We start from the raw sequence: 19,464 nt of genomic DNA on the forward strand, positions 1-19,464 counted from the left end.
TTCAATCGAGCAGTTCGGATAATTTTTTGGCAAAGCCGGCATCCATTACGGCGACGACTACCCTTGCCTCTTTTCCAATGGCTTGACCTACGTCATACCTGTTTTCCACTAAGCATACCGGGACATTATACGATTTACATTTGTCCGTAATTTTCTTGTTTGTATTAGCAGAAGCATCTTTGGAAAGAATGACAAGTTTCGCTCGTCCACTGCGAACTTCTTTAATAACAAGCTCTTCACCTGAAATAATCTTACGTGCCCGATTTGCCAATCCTAAAAGTGACATCCAACGATTCTGATTCATACGCTAAACGTTACTCCTTCTCTACAAGGCTAATCAATTCATCGTAAAGAGATTCATCTATTTTCGCTTGTAATTGATTGGCTAAAGTATTTTTCTTTTTGGCTAATAAAATGACGTCTTTATCCTTTGAGAGATAGGCTCCACGTCCTGATTTCTTACCAGTAGGATCGATGGAAACCTCCCCTTCTTTAGACCTGACAATACGTATCATTTCTTTTTTTGGCTTCATTTCACCCGTTGCCACGCATTTGCGCAAGGGAATCTTCTTGTTTAAACCCATCTTGCCCACCTCTTAATCTTGATTTTCGAAATCAATATCTAAAGGCTCGTTGTCATACTCGTCCTCTTCATCCTGAGGCAAAAAGGCCTCTTCCCGAGGATATAAACCCAATTCGCGTGCATCTGTTTCGCTCTTGATATCAATCTTCCAGTTTGTCAATTTAGCTGCAAGACGAGCGTTTTGACCACGTTTACCGATTGCGAGTGACAGTTGATAGTCAGGAACCACGACTCTGGTTGCTTTATCTTCTTCGTTCACCTGTACATCCAGTACTTTAGAAGGACTCAAAGCATTGGCGACGAAAGTCACGGGATCTTCAGACCACTGGACGATATCGATCTTTTCACCTTTCAGTTCGTTCACGATCGCCTGTACACGGGCACCTTTAGTTCCCACACAAGCACCTACGGGATCCACTTCAGGGTTTTCTGCGTGAACCGAAATTTTAGAACGGTCTCCGGCTTCGCGGGCAACAGATTTGATTTCTACCGTTCCGTCAAAGATTTCAGGAACCTCGATTTCAAATAGTCGCTTTAATAGACCAGGGTGTGTTCGTGAAACAAAGATTTGAGGACCTTTTGTCGTCTTTTCTACCTTCGTGATGAACACCTTGATCCGGTCATGAGGTTTGTATGTTTCGTTAGGCATTTGCTCGCTCACCGGTAAGAGGGCTTCAATCTTCCCTAAAGCCACATAGATGAACCGATTGTCCTGACGTTGAACGATACCTGTCATGATGTCTTCTTCCCGGTCCACAAATTCGGAATAGATAATTCCTCTCTCTGCTTCCCTCACTCGCTGGGTCACAACCTGTTTAGCCGTTTGAGCAGCGATGCGCCCGAAATCTTTAGGAGTAACTTCAAGTTCAACAACGTCTCCCACTTCGTAGCTTGGGTTGATTTCCCCGGCGTCTTCAACCGAGATCTCAAGACGGGAATCGAACACTTCATCCACGACTTCCTTACGGGCGAAGACTCTCATCGTACCCGTATCAAGGTTAAGGTCTACACGGACATTTTGTGCCTGGTTGAAATTTCGTTTATAAGCTGACACAAGTGCCGCTTCAATGGCTTCAATGATGACATCTCTGGCAATGCCTTTTTCTTTCTCTAAAACAGTAAGAGCATCTAATAACTGAGTGCTCATGGTGGTTTCATCCCCCTTTATAGTGCGGTTAGTTCCTATGAAAATGTAACAGCCAATCGCGCAATGGCTATCTTATCTGTTGGAATTTCAACCTTCTTTTTTCGAGTCTTAATGGTTACTTCTAATGATAATAGGTCTGAAGTATAGGAAAGAAGTGTTCCTTCGAATGCTTTTTCGCCGTTCATTGGCTCATATGTTTTAACATATACATTTTTGCCGATGGCTTTTTCGAAGTCCCTGTCTTTCTTTAAAGGACGTTCAGCACCCGGTGAAGAAACTTCTAAAAAGTAATTATGAGGAATTGGGTCAATTTCATCTAACTTTTCACTAAGTCTTTCACTTACTATTCCGCATTCTTCAATGTCAACACCGGAATCCTTGTCGATGAATATGCGAAGAAACCAATTGGATCCTTCTTTAACATATTCCATATCAATGAGTTCCAAAGACATGTCATCTAAGATTGGTGTAACAATTTCTTCTACTAGTGTTGTTATTTTGCTCATACTTACCTCCTGGTCTATATGAAAATCGTGCACCAAGACTAGAAATGATAGTTCAAAAATCTCCATGTAATAACGAAAGAGTGGGGTGCGACCCCACTCTTCTACCTTTAGAGCTATCTTTAGTATTTCCAATAAAAATATACCATAATCAACATGTTTATGCAAACAATTCCCATGGTATCAGTCTTAGAACAGGGATAATTGGTTCTTATCCGGCAAAGCTTCCAGGCATCCGTGATTATCCAGATACTCGATAATGGTCTTGGACACGCGGCCTCTTTGCTGAAGATCCTCTTTAGATAGAAATTCCCCATCCTGCCTTGCGTTTACAATATTGATGGCAGCATTGGTTCCAAGTCCGGGTATGGAGTTGAATGGGGGAATCAAAGTATCTCCATCGATCACAAATTCAGCAGCCGCTGAACGGTACAGATCAACTTTCTGGAACTTATAGCCTCTCTCGCACATTTCAAGTGCCAACTCCAGAACCGTTAACGTATTCTTTTCTTTCGGTGATGCGTCCAGGCCTTTACTATTGATCTCCTCGATTTTGGCTCTTACAGCCTGTGATCCTCTTACCATCGCTTCGATATCAAAATCTTCCGCCCGGACGGTAAAATAAGCGGCATAGTAAAGTAGTGCATGATGCACCTTAAAGTACGCAATACGAACAGCCATTAATACATAAGCGGCAGCATGGGCTTTCGGGAACATATACTTAATCTTCAGGCAGGAATCAATATACCAATCCGGTACCCCGTTCTTCTTCATTTCTTCTACCCATTCTTCCTGAAGACCTTTTCCTTTACGGACAAATTCCATGATCTTAAAGGCAAGTGAAGGTTCGAGTCCCTGATAGATCAGGTATACCATAATATCATCACGGCACCCGATCACTTCGCTCAGATTACAAATGTTGTTATGAATGAGCTCTTGTGCATTCCCGAGCCATACGTCGGTACCGTGTGAAAGCCCTGAAATTTGGACCAGCTCGGAGAACGTTGTCGGCTTTGTATCTTCAAGCATCTGACGGACGAATCTCGTACCGAATTCAGGGATCCCGAGTGTACCCGTCTTACACATGATTTGATCTTCTGTTACACCCAGGGATTCTGTACCGCTGAAGATTTTCATCACTTCAGGGTCATCGGTGGGAATCGTCTTGGGATCGATTCCGGATAAATCTTGAAGCATACGGATGACAGTCGGGTCATCGTGTCCCAGGATATCCAGTTTCAAGAGATTATCATGTATGGAATGGAAATCAAAATGCGTCGTTTTCCATTCGGAATTCGAATCGTCAGCGGGAAATTGGATAGGTGAGAAATCAAAGATATCCATATAATCAGGGACAACGATGATTCCTCCGGGATGCTGCCCGGTTGTTCTCTTGACACCGGTACATCCACTTACCAAACGGTCAATTTCCGCTCCACGGATCTGAAGCTGATGATCATTCGCGTATCCTTTTACATAACCGTAGGCGGTCTTTTCCGCCACTGTCCCAATCGTACCTGCCCGATATACATTGTCTTCCCCGAAAAGAACCTTTGTATAGTTATGAGCGTTCGGCTGATATTCACCCGAGAAGTTCAGATCGATATCCGGAACCTTGTCTCCTTTGAACCCCAGGAAGGTTTCAAACGGTATATCATGTCCGTCTTTCTTATAAGGGACACCGCAATCCGGGCAGTCCTTATTAGGCAGGTCGAAACCCGACCCGACTGATCCATCATCAAAGAACTCCGATTTTTTGCAGGTCGGACAGACGTAATGAGGAGGCAGTGGATTTACTTCCGTGATCTCCGTCATTGTCGCTACGAAAGAAGAACCGACCGACCCCCGTGAACCAACCAGATAACCATCGTCCAACGATTTCTTAACCAGCTTATGAGAGATTAAATAGATGACCGCGAAACCGTGTCCGATGATACTCTTCAACTCTTTTTCAATTCTGGCTTCGACAATTTCCGGAAGGACTTCGCCATAAATGCTTTTCGCCATGGCATAACTCATCCTGCGCATTTCCTCGTCGGCACCTTCGATTTTCGGTGTATATAGATCGTCCCTGATCGGCTTAATGACATCTACCATATCGGCAATCTTATTCGAATTATCCACTACGATCTCTTTAGCCGTTTCTTTACCAAGGAAAGAGAAAGCATCCAGCATTTCATTCGTTGTTCTAAAATGAACATCAGGAAGTTCATGACGATTCAACGGATTGGCTCCACCTTGTGACCCCACGAGGATCTTACGGTATATTTTATCCGTTTCATTTAAATAATGAACGTTGCCAGTCGCTACAACAGGCTTATCCAGTTTCCTTCCCAACTCAACGATATTTTGGATGATATCTTCCAGGTTCTTCTGGCTTTGAACGAGATCTAATTCAATCAAATGCTGGTACACTTCTTTAGGGTGAACTTCCAGATAATCGTAGAAATGGGCCTTCTCCTCCACCTCTTCTTTTCCTTTCTGCATCATCCCTTCGAATACTTCTCCTTTGTCACAGCCTGAACCTACCAGGATTCCCGCACGGTACTTTTGCAGTTGGGAGCGGGGGATCCTTGGTACCCGGAAGAAATAATTCATGTGAGAAATGGAAACAAGCTTATAAAGGTTTTTCAATCCTTCTTCCGTCTGGGCGATCAACGTACAGTGATATGGCCTTGAACGTTTATACGCATCGCCTTTCCCCATATAATCATTGAATTGATTATGATTAGTGATTCCTTTTTCGACTGCATCTTTCAGCATTTTCAAAAGGAGATACCCAGTGGTTTCGGCATCATAGATGGCTCGGTGATGCTGGGTCAATTCAATATCGAATTTTTTTGCCAGTGTATTCAGACGGTGATTCTTAAATTGCGGATAAAGCAGTCTTGCAAGTTCCAATGTATCTATGACGGGATTGGAAGCTTTTTCAATACCGGCTTTTTGATACCCAGCATTCAAGAACCCCATATCAAAGGATGCATTATGAGCGACCAGAATATCATCCCCGACCCATTTATGATATCTGAGGAGGACATCATTTATCTCTGGTGCAGTCTGTACCATGTCATCGGTAATGCCCGTCAACTCAATCGTCGTGGCAGATAGCGGATGATGAGGGTTCGCAAATGACTCGAATTTATCAATGACCTCGCCATCTTTAATTTTCACCGCCGCGAGTTCAATGATGGTGTCGTATACTGCGGAAAGCCCGGTCGTTTCAACGTCAAAAACTATATATGTGCTGTCTTCGAGGGGGAGATCGCGATCATTATAGGCTATCGGGACCCCATCATCCACAAGATTGGCTTCCACACCATATAAAAGTTTAATATCATTTTTCTTACTTGCGTTATATGCTTCCGGGAAGGATTGTGCAACAGCATGATCTGTGATTGCAACCGCTTTATGGCCCCATTTTTTCGCTTGGGCCACAAGGCTTGCAACGGAAGAGACGGCATCCATTTGGCTCATTGGAGTATGCATGTGAAGCTCTACTCTTTTTTCATCTGCCGGAGCAGTATCGAGTCTAAGGACCGGCTTGATTTCATTCACATCATTGGCGATCATCACAAGGTCCCGTACAAATGTATCGTTTTGTATGCTTCCACGGCAGCGGACCCACATACCTTTCTTCATGTTGTTCATGACAGCTGCGTCCTCTTTATCCCTCGAGAACATCTTGACCAAAATCGAGCTCGAGTAATCGGTCACCTTAAATGTAAGCAAGGTGCGTCCGCTCCTGAGTTCTCTAGTCTCACAATCGAACACATAACCCTCAATGGCGATACGACGCTCTTCGTCATAAATTTCTTCGATTTTACGGAAGTCAGCATCGTCTTTGATTGTAAGGCCAAGCATGAATGGGCCACTCGGTGCATCGCTTGGACCCTCTTTTTCTGCTTTTTCCATTTCGATTAGTGCCTGTTTTGCTCTTTCCTGATCCTCTTTAAGCTTTTCTTCCAGAAATTTCTCATATTCATTGCTTTGTTCTTCTACTTGACTTACCTCAGCATCCAGAACAAATTTAGGAAAACCGAAATTTTCGAACGTGGAGGTGATCATATCTCCGTATTTTCTTTTGAGCTGTGTTGCTTCTGTGTCATTTGAAGCCTGAACAATGATTTTGTTTCCATGGATCTTCGGCTTTTGAGTATTTAATAATTTTAAAAGAGGAGGTGATATCCCTTGGATTTCTTTCACACAATCCTGCCAGTAATCCAAAATATGCTGATCCGTTACATTGGGATTCAACACCTTGATCGAATAGCCTACATTGGCAATATGTTTAAAGGACGTCTGCAGTGCAATGGAAAATTTGCTCCACACGTTACAAGGGATGATTTCCTCAAACGTAAAGTAAAAATGCCATTTCCTTTCTTTGCGGTACACTGCCAATTTCTCAATTTCAGCATGGCTGAAGTACTTTACAAATGCATCCTCTGTTAAGCCTAACTGTTGCAGCAGCAATTGAAACCTTTCCCTTTTGCCCAGGGGCTTTTCTCCCATATTCCTTTCCCCCATTTCCACTCTTGAATCATTTTGTTTACAGAATAAAAAGGGCTGACAGCAAAAGGATGGCCTCCTTTAAAGTCGAGCCCTTTTAGATTTAAGAAAGTGTCTTGAATAGTTCTTGCAGCTTGGAGAGAAGTTCATCTTTATGAACCTCTAGCACATCGCCGGTTTTTCTAACTTTCACTTCTACGATTCCTTCTCCGGCTTTCTTCCCGACCGTTACGCGGATCGGAAGGCCGATCAAGTCTGAATCGGCAAACTTCACTCCCGGACGTTCAGCTCGATCATCCATTAATACATCATATCTGTTTTCTTTAAATATGTCATATAGTTCGTTTGAGAGGGTTGCCTGTGCTTCATCCTTCATATTAATGGGAATTAAATGAAGGTCGTATGGAGTCAGATCCGTTGGCCATAAAAGACCCCTGTCATCGTTGAATTGTTCAGCAACAGCAGCTAAGGTACGGGAGACTCCTATACCGTAACAGCCCATGATAACGGATTGTGACCTGCCGTTTTCATCAAGGAATGAGCTTCCCAAAGCATCGGAATACCTGGTTCCAAGTTTGAAAACATGTCCCACTTCTATTCCCTTTGCGAATATGATCGTTCCCTTTCCGTCAGGAGAAGGATCCCCTTCCTGAATGAAACGCAGGTCTGCATATTGGGATACCTCGAAATCACGTTCAGGATTCACGTTTCTGAAATGATAGCCTGATTCATTTGCTCCCGTAACACCATTACGAATGTATTTGACCGCCTGATCAGCTACAATCTTCACTTTTAAAGAGCAGGGACCGATCGATCCTATTTCGCAACCGGTGACCTCTTTCGTTTCTTCAGCTGAAGCAAGCTCGACCACACCTGCATTTAAAAGATTCTTCACTTTAATATCATTGATTTCGTGATCACCGCGGGATAATACCAAAACAAACTCATCATCCACTTTAAATAAAAGAGACTTAATACATTGATCCTTCTCTACGGATAAGAAAGAGGATACTTCTTCAATGGACTTGACGTCAGGTGTTGATACCTTTTCCATTGAAAGCATCTCTTCGGTTGATTCGGTGTAGGCATCCACCACTTCAGCCATCTCGATATTGGCTGCATAATCAGATGAATCAGAATAAGCGATTGTATCTTCACCAACCTCTGATAACACCATGAATTCATGTGTATCTTTACCGCCCATAGCACCGGAATCAGCAATGACTGCCCTGAAATTCAAACCGCATCGACTGAAAATGTTGGAATAGGCTTTAAATAATGCATTATACGTCTCGTCAAGGCTTTCAAATGAAGAATGGAAAGAGTACGCATCCTTCATGATGAACTCCCTTCCCCTCAATAGTCCAAAGCGGGGACGTTTCTCATCACGGAATTTCGTTTGGATCTGGTACATGGTGAGGGGCAGGCGCTTGTACGATTTAATTTCATCCCTCACTAAGCTGGTTATGACTTCCTCATGGGTTGCTCCAAGGGCAAATTCACGTTCATGACGGTCATTCATTCGCATCAATTCAGGTCCGTACGTCCCCCAGCGGCCTGATTCCTTCCAAAGTTCAGAAGGTTGAAGGGCAGGCATAAGCAATTCAACAGCCCCTGCTGCATCCAATTCCTCACGGATGATTTCTTCTACTTTTTTCAACACTTTGTTTCCCAGTGGCAGAAAGCTATAAATCCCGCTGGCATTTTGTCTGATGAATCCCGCTCGCAAGAGAAGCTGATGACTTTTAATTTCTGCATCAGCAGGTGTTTCTCTTAGTGTCGGGATGAATGTATTTTGTTGCTTCATTTACTAGCACCTCATACCATATTAATTATTTATGTAGTGTAAGATTTTCCTTCTCACTATTTTAACTTAAAAGAACAGGCAGTAACACCCTCATTTTTTGATTACAAAGGGAGAATCTGCCTGTTTTGTTTCATTCGTTGAATTCTAAAGGAAAAATCTTTGTATGTCATTCCAAGTGACGACGAGCATGAGTACCATGAGAAGGGCGAATCCGACGAAGTGGACCATTCCTTCCATTTGACGATCTACAGGTTTTCCTCTGACCGCTTCTACGGCAAAGAATAGAAGTCTGCCTCCATCAAGGGCCGGGATCGGTAATAAATTCATGATTCCCAGGTTGATGCTAAGGATGGCAGCCCATCTCATCAGATAGTATATTCCGGATTTTGCCACTACGTCTGTCGATTGATAGATTCCCACAGGTCCTGATAAGGCATCGATGGAGAATTCCCCAGACACGAGCTTTCCTAACAGTACAAAAATCATTTTAGTCCATTCATAGGTTTGCTGGGCACTGTTGGAGACCACCTTGAGTGGTGACTTCTCTACGGGACTGTGAACGCCGATGATCCCGATCTCTTTCCCTTCGATTTCCTGAGGCTTCGGGGTGACAGGGATTTCAGCATTTGAACCATCCCGGTCAACATTGAACCGAAGTTCATCTCCCGGATGTTCCTGAATAATCGTAACAATATCTTCCCAAGTGGAAATTTCTTTCCCGTCGATACTCATGACGATGTCATTCTTTTGAAGGCCTGCCTCTTTCGCTGCCCCATCTTCAGTCAATTCCCCAAGCACCGGGTCGTTTGTTGGTACACCCTGTAGTAGACCGACCAGGATAAAGATAAAGAAGGCCAAAATGAAATTAAATAATGGTCCGGCAAAGATGGCCAATGCCCTTTGGGGAAGGGTCTTGGAAGCGAACTGTCGATCCCATGGGGCGATTTGCGTTTCCACACCATCTTCAATGAATACCGCATCTCGTGAAATCGGGAAGGTTTTCAATTCTTCCTCGTCTTCCTCGTATCCACGGATATGCAGTCTATGTTCGAGATCCGCTTCTTCCACTTCGATGACACGAATATTAGGATAGCGATCTTTATTATTCATGACGATTTTAACGATCTTTTCATCCTGATCGAGTACAAGCCCCACACGATGACCAGCCTTGAGCTCCACCATTTCCGGATCTTCTCCGGCCATCCGTACAAAGCCCCCCAGAGGCAGTAACCGAATGGTGTAGGTTGTTTCATCCTTTTTATAAGAAAATATTTTAGGACCAAACCCTATGGCAAATTCACGGCATAGGATCCCTGCACGTTTAGCGAAGATTAAATGCCCAAGTTCATGAAAAAATACTAAAGCCCCAAAAATAACAATAAAGGCAATCACCGTTTGCAAATATAAAACCACCTTTTTTATAACCTGTTGGTAACAGATTTAAATGTTAAAGTATCCCGCAAAAAACATGTCCACTATCATTCTACGTAACAGTCTGTGTAAACATGCTAAAGACCCTTGCCTACAACCAACTTGAAACGAGTCGACGGGTCTCGAGATCGATTTCATGGATGGTTTCAAGATCAGGTCTATGTATTACCTGATGGGCATTCATAGCCTTTTCAATATATGTTTCTATGTCGAGGAAAGATATTTTATTATCCAGGAACAACGCTACGCTTGCTTCATTTGCGGCATTCAGAACCGTCGTCATACTTCCGCCGATCCTTCCCGCTTCGTATGCAAAAGCAAGGCACCGGAAACGATTTAAATCCATTTGTTCAAAATGGAGTTTCCCTATTTCTACAAGGTCCAGCCTTTTCCCAGGTCTTTGAAGCCGGTCAGGATAGGTAAGGGCGTATTGAATGGGAACACGCATATCCGGTGTACCCAGTTGGGCCATGACAGATGAGTCATGAAATTGAATCATCGAGTGTATGATGCTTTCCCTGTGTTGCACAACGTCTATCCGCTCGTATGGGATGTCGAACAACCAATGAGCCTCAATGACCTCCAGGCCTTTATTCATCATGGAGGCCGAGTCGATGGTTATCTTAGCCCCCATAGACCAATTTGGATGATTCAACGCTTCATGAACCGTGACACCGACCAATTCTTCCCTCGTACGATCTCTGAAACTACCTCCAGATGCCGTAATGATTAACTTCTCTATGTTCTTTTCCCGCTCTCCCTGAAGAGCCTGGAAGATAGCGGAATGTTCACTATCCACTGGCAGCAGGGACGTCCCCTTGGCCTTTGCTGCTTCCATAACTAGATGACCAGCTGTTACCAGGGTCTCTTTGTTGGCAATCGCAATCGTTTTCCCAGCCTCGATTGCTTGAAGGGTAGGATATAATCCTACGCTCCCAAGTACCGCATTCACAAGGATATCGGCATCCTGGTGACACGCTACCTCCACTAATCCTTCTTCTCCATGAAGGACTTTTATAGATGAGGGAAATTCCCTTGACAATGTTTCAGCATCTTCTCTGCGCTGTACAGATACGAGCCTGGGGTTGAATTCAGTGATCATCTTCCTGGCTTCTTCTATATTTTTGCCGACAGACATGGCTGTCAGTCCAAATTCTTCAGGATGTTCCCTGATGATATCCAGGGTTTGTGTCCCAATGGACCCTGTAGCACCCATTAAGCTGATTTTCTTCAACAACTACACTCCTCCCGATTCCAACCTACCTCCCCTTAAGTCCACGTTATAACAGAAAGTGAAGAAGGGGTAAAACAAATAACAAGCTGTCGAAACGATCCAGCATACCACCATGTCCCGGTAGTAAATGTCCTGAATCCTTTACTTTGTAATGCCTTTTGAGAGCAGACTCCACTAAGTCCCCCACTTGTCCAAAAATAGATAGAATCGCTGTCACGATCACTAGTTTCGGGATGGACATCTCAAGGTCGGTGGAAAACGTCATGATGACGCCCACGATGACAGCACAGATGATGCCACCAACAAAACCTTCAACGGTCTTATTCGGGCTGATTTCTGGCCAGAGTTTCTTTTTTCCCATTGCCCTGCCAATGAAATAAGCACCCGAGTCGGTTGCCCAAATGATAAATAAGGCATAAAAAACAAACTGCACGCCTTCCAGACGGATTTCCATGAAATAATAGAAACCGATCCCTACATATAAAACGCTTAAAAGTGAAAACGCCACATCATCAAAATTGAAACGATTCTTGGTGGCCACTGTATACGTTAAAAATAATAACACGGCAAGAAAGGCAAGCTCAATTTTGGAGTAACCGAAATCTGTAATGATCCCGATCGTTTCCGTCGGAATGAGGAACACCCACAAAAGAGCAAGGGATAATAAGCCCGGAATGCTGAAAACCCAACGCCCCCTCATCTTTAAAGCTTCGTATAAACTTATGGAAGCAATCAGATACATTAAGATGATGAATGGCGTTTCCCCAAAAATGATGATTGGTAAAAATATTGCTGCTGCTACCACTGCTGTAATAATTCTTTGTTTCATTAGGATTCCTCGCTTTGTAACCCACCAAATCTTCTTGAACGACCTTGATATGCCTCGATGGCCTCAACTAAATGTTCCTTACCAAAATCCGGCCACAGTACATCCGTAAAAAAGAACTCCGTATAAGCCAATTGCCAAAGCATAAAGTTACTTAAACGGATTTCTCCACTCGTTCGAATAAGCAGGTCTGGATCTTTTAAATCTTTCGTCATCAAATAACTTGAAAACAGTTCTTCATTTAAATCACTCTCATCTAGTATTCCATTCTGGACATCTTTTAAGACATGCTTCATAGAATCGATGATTTCTGACCGGCTGCCATAGTTCAAAGCAAAGTTCAGGATTAGCCCGTCATTGTGCTTTGTTGCTTCCATGGCCTTTTTAACGGCTGTCCTCGTGTGGACAGGCAGGGCATCCGGAGAGCCCATCATCTTCACTTGCACATTTTCTTCAACTAATTCGGGAAGAAACGTCCCAAGAAATTCCTCTGGCAATTTCATAAGGAACTCGACTTCCATTTTAGGGCGTTTCCAATTCTCTGTAGAAAAAGCATATAAGGTTAAAGCTTCGAGTCCCAGTTCATTTGCCAATTTGGTAATCTTGCGGACACACTTCATGCCTTCATGGTGTCCTGCCACCCTTGGCAACGCCCTTTTTTTGGCCCATCGTCCATTACCATCCATAATGATCGCTATATGACCCGGAATCGGGTGTTTTAATAATTCCTGAAATCGATCATCCACTTCCTCGGAAGTTTGCTGTCGTTTCCATTGTTTAAGCTTGTTTAGCATAAAAATCCTCCACCAACAATCCAAAAAATATTTACCTTTACTATCATATCAAAAAACAAGGAAGATATCTTTAAGAAAATAGATTATGTATGTTCATAAAAATAGTAGAACGTTTTGTCAGGATCGTCCGCCCAATCACGACCGTAACAAAACGCTCAACCCAGAGAAAAGGAAAGCTATGTCGATTATTTTTGGCTCTGCTCTAAAAAAGGGACCGGCCCATAAGGAATATGAGTTCACTTACAGGACAGCCCCTAATGATTCGTTTATGAAAGATTACACTTCCAGCATCTCTTGTTCTTTATCTTTTGCGATGTTATCAATTTTGACGATACTTTCATCTGTCGCTTTTTGAACATCATCAGAGTAACCATGAAGATCATCTTCAGTGATGTCACCGTTCTTTTCTTTTTTCTTCAATTCATCGTTAGCATCACGGCGAATATTACGGATGGCGACCTTTGCATCTTCCGCTTCTTTTTTCACAAGCTTCACAAGTTCCTTGCGTCGCTCTTCCGTTAAAGCAGGAACGACGATACGGATGATGTTTCCATCACTTGTAGGTGTAATGCCGAGATCCGACTTCATGATTGCCTTCTCAATGTCACCTAAAGCTGATTTGTCATAAGGCTGTATGACTAGCATACGGGCTTCAGGAATAGAGATTCCGGCTAATTGATTGACCGGTGTCGGTGCACCATAGTAATCGACCGAGATCTTATCAAGCAGGGAAGCATTTGCTCTTCCTGCACGGATGCTTGCTAACTCACGTGAAAATGTTTGAATGGCCTTTGTCATTCTTTCTTTTGCATTTGTTATGATCGTGTTTGGCATTATGATTTCCCCCTTACGATTGTACCAATATTTTCACCAGTGATGGCTCTCTTGATATTTCCATTCTCCATAATTGAGAATACAATAAGCGGAATATCATTGTCCATACATAGAGAAGACGCTGTTGAATCCATTACGGCCAAGCCTTCCTTCAGAACATCTAAATAAGATAGTTCTTCATATTTAACAGCGGTTTCGTCCTTCTTAGGATCTGCTGAGTATACTCCATCTACGTTGTTCTTAGCCATAAGAATCACTTCTGCTTCGATTTCCGCCGCTCGGAGCGCAGCTGTAGTATCCGTTGAGAAGTATGGATTACCTGTACCTGCCGCAAAGATTACAACCCGTTTCTTCTCTAAATGACGGATGGCTCTGCGTCTAATATATGGCTCTGCCACTTGGCGCATATCAATGGATGTTTGAACCCTTGTTTCGATGCCTTGCTGTTCAAGACTGTCTTGAAGAGCCAAAGAGTTCATGACGGTCGCAAGCATCCCCATATAATCTGCAGATGCACGATCCATTCCCATTTCACTACCTATTTTACCACGCCAGATATTTCCTCCGCCAACGACAACTGCTACTTCTACATCAAGTTCAGCAATTTCTTTTACTTCTTCTGCTACATTTTTAATGACAGAAGGATTAATTCCGAAGCCATCATCACCGGCTAATGCTTCTCCACTAAGTTTAAGAACGACACGTTTGTATTTTGGAACGCTCATGGGAACCTCCATAAAATAGAATTTTTCTTGAAAAATAGGGAACACACTAGGTGTTCCCTACTAAATAATGTTCAACTTTAGCTGATCTTATTTGTTAACTTGATTCATTACTTCTTCAGCGAAGTTTTCTTGACGCTTCTCAAGACCTTCTCCTACTTCGTAACGAGTGAAATCAGTTAAAGTAGCTTTGTTTGCTTCAAGGTATTGACGAACTTTCTGGTCTGGATTCTTAACGAATGTTTGATCCAGGATGCAGATATCCTCAAAGTACTTACCAAGGCGGCCTTCCACCATTTTTTCAACGATGTTTTCAGGCTTTCCTTCGTTCAGTGCTTGTTGTTTAAGTACTTCACGCTCACGTTCTACTTCTTCAGCAGAAACCTGATCACGGGAAACATACTTAGGATTCAATGCTGCAGCATGCATGGCAACATCTTTCGCTACACTTGCGTCAGTTGTACCTTCCACTACTGTAAGAACAGCAATGCGGCCACCCATATGCAGGTATTCACCGAACGCAGCGTTATCATCTTTCGTACGGATTTCAAAACGGCGAAGAGTGATTTTCTCCCCGATTTTTGCGATTGCAGCGTTGATGAATTCATTTACAGTTGAACCATTTGTCATTTTTTGCTCAAGAGCTTCTTCAACAGATGCCGGCTTGTTAGCAAGAAGATGATCAGATAGTTCTTTAACAAGGTTTTGGAAGTTTTCGTTTTTCGCAACGAAATCTGTTTCTGCGTTCACTTCAAGAATGATTGCAGTGTTTCCTTCGCTTGCAATGTAAGTAGTTCCTTCAGCCGCGATACGGTCCGCTTTTTTAGCTGCTTTCGCGATTCCTTTTTCACGTAGGAAGTCAATTGCTTTGTCCATGTCTCCGCCAGTTTCTGTTAACGCTTTTTTACAATCCATCATTCCAGCGCCAGTTTTCTCACGAAGTTCTTTAACCATTTGTGCAGTAATTGCCATAGTGGGTTTCCTCCTTAGTTTGACTATGTAGACATCAGGGACCTATTGGTATGAGTCATAAATGTACAACACTCTAATTGAGTGCAGTAGATGTGAATATTCTTTAAAAAAAGGTGATAAGGGTAAGCCCTCTTATCACCTTTCGTTGATTACTCAGCTGCTACAGCTGCTTCTTCACCTTGCTTAGCTTCTAAAATAGCATCCGCCATTTTACCTGTTAGAAGCTTGACCGCGCGGATCGCATCATCATTCGCAGGAATGACAACATCGATTTCATCCGGATCACAGTTTGTATCAACGATACCCACGATAGGGATATGAAGTTTACGAGCTTCTGCTACTGCGATACGCTCTTTACGAGGGTCGATGATGAATAATGCATCAGGTAGCGTGTTCATATCTTTGATTCCGCCTAAGAATTTAACTAAGCGCTCATGTTCTTTTTTAAGTTGTACAACTTCTTTCTTCGGAAGTACTTCAAACGTACCGTCTTCTTCCATCTTTTCGATGTTTTTAAGGCGTGTAATACGCTTTTGGATTGTTTCGAAGTTTGTAAGTGTTCCACCTAACCAACGTTGGTTGATGTAGTACATACCTGCACGTTCTGCTTCTTCTTTAACAGACTCCTGTGCTTGTTTCTTTGTTCCTACAAAAAGAACTTTACCGCCGTTACCAGCTAGTTCTTTCACGAAGTTATAAGCTTCTTCAACCTTTTTAACTGTTTTTTGAAGGTCGATGATGTAGATGCCGTTACGCTCAGTGAAGATGTATCTCTTCATTTTTGGGTTCCAACGGCGAGTTTGGTGTCCGAAATGTACACCAGCTTCAAGCAATTGTTTCATAGAAATTACTGACATGTGTGTTTCCTCCTAAATGGTTTTGTTTTTCTCCTCCGTTTCCGTCATCTGGAAAGTAGAAACTATTATATAGAATAGCACCATCTACCCCACTCGGGAAACGTGTGTAATCACACCATGAATACTATAGCATACCTATCCCTGCCAAGCAAGGACTTCCTATATAATTTGACGAAATTTCAGGAGGAGCTCGATTTCTGTTTGGCCTTTCCCAAGAGATTCAGCGATTTCTTCAATCGACATCCCTTTTTCCCTTAAAGTCAATACTTGTTTAATGAATGGGTCTTGTTCGGATTCTTGGGATTGTTCATCGGGATCCTTTCCATGGTCTTTCATCTGCTTATAAGCTTGTGAAGCGCGCTTATACCCGGTACCCGTCCATTTTGTGACCTTTTCAGAAGGCACGAGATCTTCTTGTTCATTTTCTTCGCTGTGAAGGACGGTTTCTTTGTCGTTACGGACTTGTGTACTGAAATTCCGCATGAATTCATCATTTTCTTCTTTCATTTCAATCAGATAAGCTGAAATGATATCTTCCATTTCAACAATAATCTTCTTTTGCTCTTTTTCCATGTTTACAAAACGGTTTTGCCTGGAGTATAAAATGACGATCGAAAGCAGGGAAACGATATTTAGAAGAAAAGATATAAAAAGTAGAAATGTAAACATGTCATCACCCTATTTTGTTTGATTTTACTACTGATTTTACTACTGATTTTCCTGCCAAGTAAAAGGACTGTTCCCGAACGCGCATATTGCAGGGACAGTCCATCAGTGTGTATTGTTTTTGGGTTATTTTCCCCCACATTTTTTACAGCATTTATGAGCTCAGTAGATTTCGTAATTTGAAAATGGATTTTGAATGTATCTGTGAAATCCTGGATGTAGACAAGCTCATGACTTCCCCGATTTCTGTCAGCGTCAGTTCTTCCTTATAGAATAAACTTAACACAAGCTGCTCTTTCTCTGAAAGGGTCAAGATCGTTTTCTCTAATTCATTCAGTTTTTCACCCTTTAATACTTCGTCTTCAGGTGAAATCGTTTTATGATCTTTAATGGAATAGTTTTGAGATTCGTGATCGTCATCAGTCAATTGCTCATCCATGGAAAGGACATTGGCAAAGAAATGCTCATTTGTGGTCTGGTATACTTCCTCAGGCGTCATCTCCAATGAAGCAGCTACTTCCTCTGCAGTAACGTGGCGCAAAAGCGTTTGTTCAAGTTCCACAGTCCTGGCCTCGATCTTCTTTGCCCGGTCCCTTGTAGACCGGGGAAGCCAGTCTTCTTTTCTCAGCCCGTCAAGGATGGCCCCCCTGACCCGGAACGACGCATATGTATCAAACTTCAAATCTCTTGTGGGATCAAACTTCTGAAGTGCATCCAATAACCCCATCAAACCAAGACTCTTAATATCTTCTCTCGAGACGTTCCTTGGCAGGCCAACGGAAATTCGCTGCACATGATACGACACAAGTGGCATATACTTTTTCACTAACATATCTCCGGCTTCTGTATCACGACTGTTAATCCATTTCTCCCAATATTGTTGTTCATCTGTTCGAGTGAATTGTTGAGACATAAGAATCCTCCTTGCTGTCTAATTCCTTCATAGAAATGCGTAGTGATTGATTTTACTTAAAGAGAATGAATGACTTCACAATTCCTTGGTACCTTCATTTACCGTACGTACCTGAAGAACCCCGGTGGATGTGAAGAATTCGATCGTTCTTCCTTTGTTACCCCCTAAATCCTCAGAAACCACCGGCACGCCATGCTTCGAAAGGGCAACTTTTACAGCTTCTGCGTTTCTTGGGCCGATCCTCATGACGTCACTCTTCGATTGGAACTGAAACATTTGGGCACCGCCGGCCATCTTGCACCGAAGTCTTTTCATGCTTGCCCCCCGGTTTCTTAGTTGACCTATGAGTTCTTCGATTCCTGTGTCGGCGTATTTGGCTGGATTCGGTTTTGCTTCATTTCCGTTCGAGGAGTGAGGGAGCATCACATGAACCATTCCGGCCAATTTGAGAAGCTCATCATATATAACGACCCCGACGCACGAACCAAGGCCCGAGGTGCGGATCGAGCCTTCGCCCTCGACAATATTCATATCCGCAATTCCGACCTTTACAACGGTGCTGGTACCCATCATAGGCTTACACCCAATGATTGAAAAATAATTTCGAAGGATTCGGGATCCGGCAGGAGGAAGAAGTGACCCTTCACGCTTTCCGACTCCTCCACTTCCTCTTCCTTCAGTGCAGTGTCTATGACGATTGCATAATCGCTCACCTGTGATATTTCCAGTAATCCACAACCAATGATCGCACCTGCCATATCAACGGATAAAGCAGGAACGGATGGGAGAAGCTTAAGATTTGTAAAGTCAGACAGGGAAGATAAATACGAACCCGAAAGAATATTCCCCAATTCCTGCATGGCAGATAGCCCCAGTTCTGAATACGGGGGATCATTGAACGAGAAGGAGCGATCCTGGATCATGCTTCGGATATACATGGACGCCTGTTCAAGCGGCAATAGGAAGAACATGCTCCCCGGTGCCTCCCCTTCAATCCGTAAGAATACGCTTACGACCACATTGTCAGGCCCTCCTGCCATTTCCATCATTTCATCAAATGAAACGACTTGAACGCTCGGTACTTTCATATCAATCTTTTTATCAAGCAGGGTAGAAAGGGCAGTCGCAGCATGCCCCGCCCCTATATTACCGATTTCTTTCAATATATCTAAATGCATCGATGTTATCTTTTTTTCATAGCCCAAACGACTCTCTCCCCTTAGATGGATTGAAGTATTTTATCTAAATGGAGAACAATCAGAAGACGTTTGTCTTGCTTTACGACTCCACCGATGTACTCAGCTTCTACGACTCCCACAACTTCCGGGGATGGTTCAATCGATTCTCTGGAAACATCCAAAACATCATTGGCAGCATCCACAATCAGACCTACTTCTTTGTCCTCTAATCCTGCAATGATCACACGTGTACTGTCAGTCGGCTCTGAAACCGGTAAATCGAATCTGCTCCTCAAGTCGATGATCGGTGTCACAACACCGCGCAAGTTGATCACACCTTTTACATAGGAGGCGGTTCTCGGAACTCTTGTAATATGTTCGAGCTTCTCGATGGATCGTACCTGGTGCACTGGAATGGCGTATTCCTTATCCACCAATTGAAATACGATAAGCTTTAGATCTTCCACTGCATCTATAATTTCACTCATTAC

General features: G+C 43.1%; 19 protein-coding genes. All 19 read right to left on the reverse strand.

All coding sequences use genetic code 11. The features are described from left to right. Position 1: 1 nt before the first annotated feature. Complete coding sequence (locus tag AM506_RS00210) at positions 2-304, reverse strand: YlxQ family RNA-binding protein (protein WP_060669669.1); 303 nt, start codon at positions 302-304, stop codon at positions 2-4. Between the two features lie 10 nt (positions 305-314). Next, complete coding sequence (gene rnpM, locus AM506_RS00215; protein WP_060669671.1) at positions 315-584, reverse strand: RNase P modulator RnpM; 270 nt, start codon at positions 582-584, stop codon at positions 315-317. Positions 585-596: 12 nt separating this feature from the next. Next, on the reverse strand, positions 597-1,730 hold the full coding sequence (gene nusA, locus AM506_RS00220; protein WP_060669673.1) for a transcription termination factor NusA: 1,134 nt from the start codon (positions 1,728-1,730) through the stop codon (positions 597-599). A 35-nt stretch (positions 1,731-1,765) separates the two neighbouring features. Further along, a complete protein-coding gene (gene rimP, locus AM506_RS00225; RefSeq protein WP_060669675.1) occupies positions 1,766-2,236 on the reverse strand; it encodes a ribosome maturation factor RimP in 471 nt (156 codons plus the stop codon). Between the two features lie 186 nt (positions 2,237-2,422). Next, complete coding sequence (locus tag AM506_RS00230; RefSeq protein WP_060669676.1) at positions 2,423-6,742, reverse strand: PolC-type DNA polymerase III; 4,320 nt, start codon at positions 6,740-6,742, stop codon at positions 2,423-2,425. A 100-nt stretch (positions 6,743-6,842) separates the two neighbouring features. Further along, complete coding sequence (locus tag AM506_RS00235; protein ID WP_060669678.1) at positions 6,843-8,546, reverse strand: proline--tRNA ligase; 1,704 nt, start codon at positions 8,544-8,546, stop codon at positions 6,843-6,845. A 144-nt stretch (positions 8,547-8,690) separates the two neighbouring features. Further along, entirely contained in the window at positions 8,691-9,947 is a 1,257-nt protein-coding gene (gene rseP, locus AM506_RS00240) for an RIP metalloprotease RseP (RefSeq protein ID WP_060669680.1), read from the reverse strand. Between the two features lie 121 nt (positions 9,948-10,068). Then, a complete protein-coding gene (gene dxr, locus AM506_RS00245) occupies positions 10,069-11,211 on the reverse strand; it encodes a 1-deoxy-D-xylulose-5-phosphate reductoisomerase (protein WP_060670659.1) in 1,143 nt (380 codons plus the stop codon). A gap of 46 nt (positions 11,212-11,257) precedes the next feature. Further along, the gene (locus tag AM506_RS00250) at positions 11,258-12,040 is read right to left on the reverse strand and encodes a phosphatidate cytidylyltransferase (protein ID WP_060669682.1); all 783 of its coding nucleotides are present in this window, start codon (positions 12,038-12,040) and stop codon (positions 11,258-11,260) included. Then, a complete protein-coding gene (locus tag AM506_RS00255) occupies positions 12,040-12,831 on the reverse strand; it encodes an isoprenyl transferase (protein WP_060669684.1) in 792 nt (263 codons plus the stop codon). The genes AM506_RS00250 and AM506_RS00255 overlap by 1 nt, the downstream gene beginning before the upstream one ends. A gap of 276 nt (positions 12,832-13,107) precedes the next feature. Continuing rightward, complete coding sequence (gene frr / locus AM506_RS00260; protein ID WP_060669685.1) at positions 13,108-13,665, reverse strand: ribosome recycling factor; 558 nt, start codon at positions 13,663-13,665, stop codon at positions 13,108-13,110. Beyond that, entirely contained in the window at positions 13,665-14,390 is a 726-nt protein-coding gene (pyrH, locus tag AM506_RS00265) for a UMP kinase (protein WP_060669687.1), read from the reverse strand. Before pyrH ends, frr begins: the two co-directional genes overlap by 1 nt. 87 nt (positions 14,391-14,477) lie before the next feature. After that, the gene (gene tsf, locus AM506_RS00270; RefSeq protein ID WP_060669689.1) at positions 14,478-15,359 is read right to left on the reverse strand and encodes a translation elongation factor Ts; all 882 of its coding nucleotides are present in this window, start codon (positions 15,357-15,359) and stop codon (positions 14,478-14,480) included. A 149-nt stretch (positions 15,360-15,508) separates the two neighbouring features. Next, positions 15,509-16,216, reverse strand: a complete 708-nt coding sequence (gene rpsB, locus AM506_RS00275) for a 30S ribosomal protein S2 (protein ID WP_034760179.1) — start codon at positions 16,214-16,216, stop codon at positions 15,509-15,511. A gap of 159 nt (positions 16,217-16,375) precedes the next feature. Next, positions 16,376-16,885, reverse strand: coding sequence for a DUF6115 domain-containing protein (locus AM506_RS00280; protein ID WP_060669690.1), 510 nt, complete (start codon positions 16,883-16,885; stop codon positions 16,376-16,378). A gap of 151 nt (positions 16,886-17,036) precedes the next feature. After that, positions 17,037-17,795, reverse strand: a complete 759-nt coding sequence (locus AM506_RS00285) for a FliA/WhiG family RNA polymerase sigma factor (RefSeq protein WP_060669692.1) — start codon at positions 17,793-17,795, stop codon at positions 17,037-17,039. A gap of 75 nt (positions 17,796-17,870) precedes the next feature. Further along, complete coding sequence (locus AM506_RS00290) at positions 17,871-18,368, reverse strand: chemotaxis protein CheD (RefSeq protein ID WP_060669694.1); 498 nt, start codon at positions 18,366-18,368, stop codon at positions 17,871-17,873. Beyond that, positions 18,365-18,973 (reverse strand): chemotaxis protein CheC, encoded by a 609-nt coding sequence (locus AM506_RS00295; RefSeq protein WP_430342398.1) that lies wholly within the window; start codon positions 18,971-18,973, stop codon positions 18,365-18,367. The genes AM506_RS00290 and AM506_RS00295 overlap by 4 nt, the downstream gene beginning before the upstream one ends. Before the next feature lie 41 nt (positions 18,974-19,014). Beyond that, complete coding sequence (locus AM506_RS00300) at positions 19,015-19,461, reverse strand: chemotaxis protein CheW (protein ID WP_060669697.1); 447 nt, start codon at positions 19,459-19,461, stop codon at positions 19,015-19,017. Positions 19,462-19,464 lie beyond the last annotated feature (3 nt).

The sequence above is a fragment of the Rossellomorea vietnamensis genome, from assembly GCF_001305855.1.
GTDB lineage: Bacteria > Bacillota > Bacilli > Bacillales > Bacillaceae_B > Rossellomorea > Rossellomorea vietnamensis_A.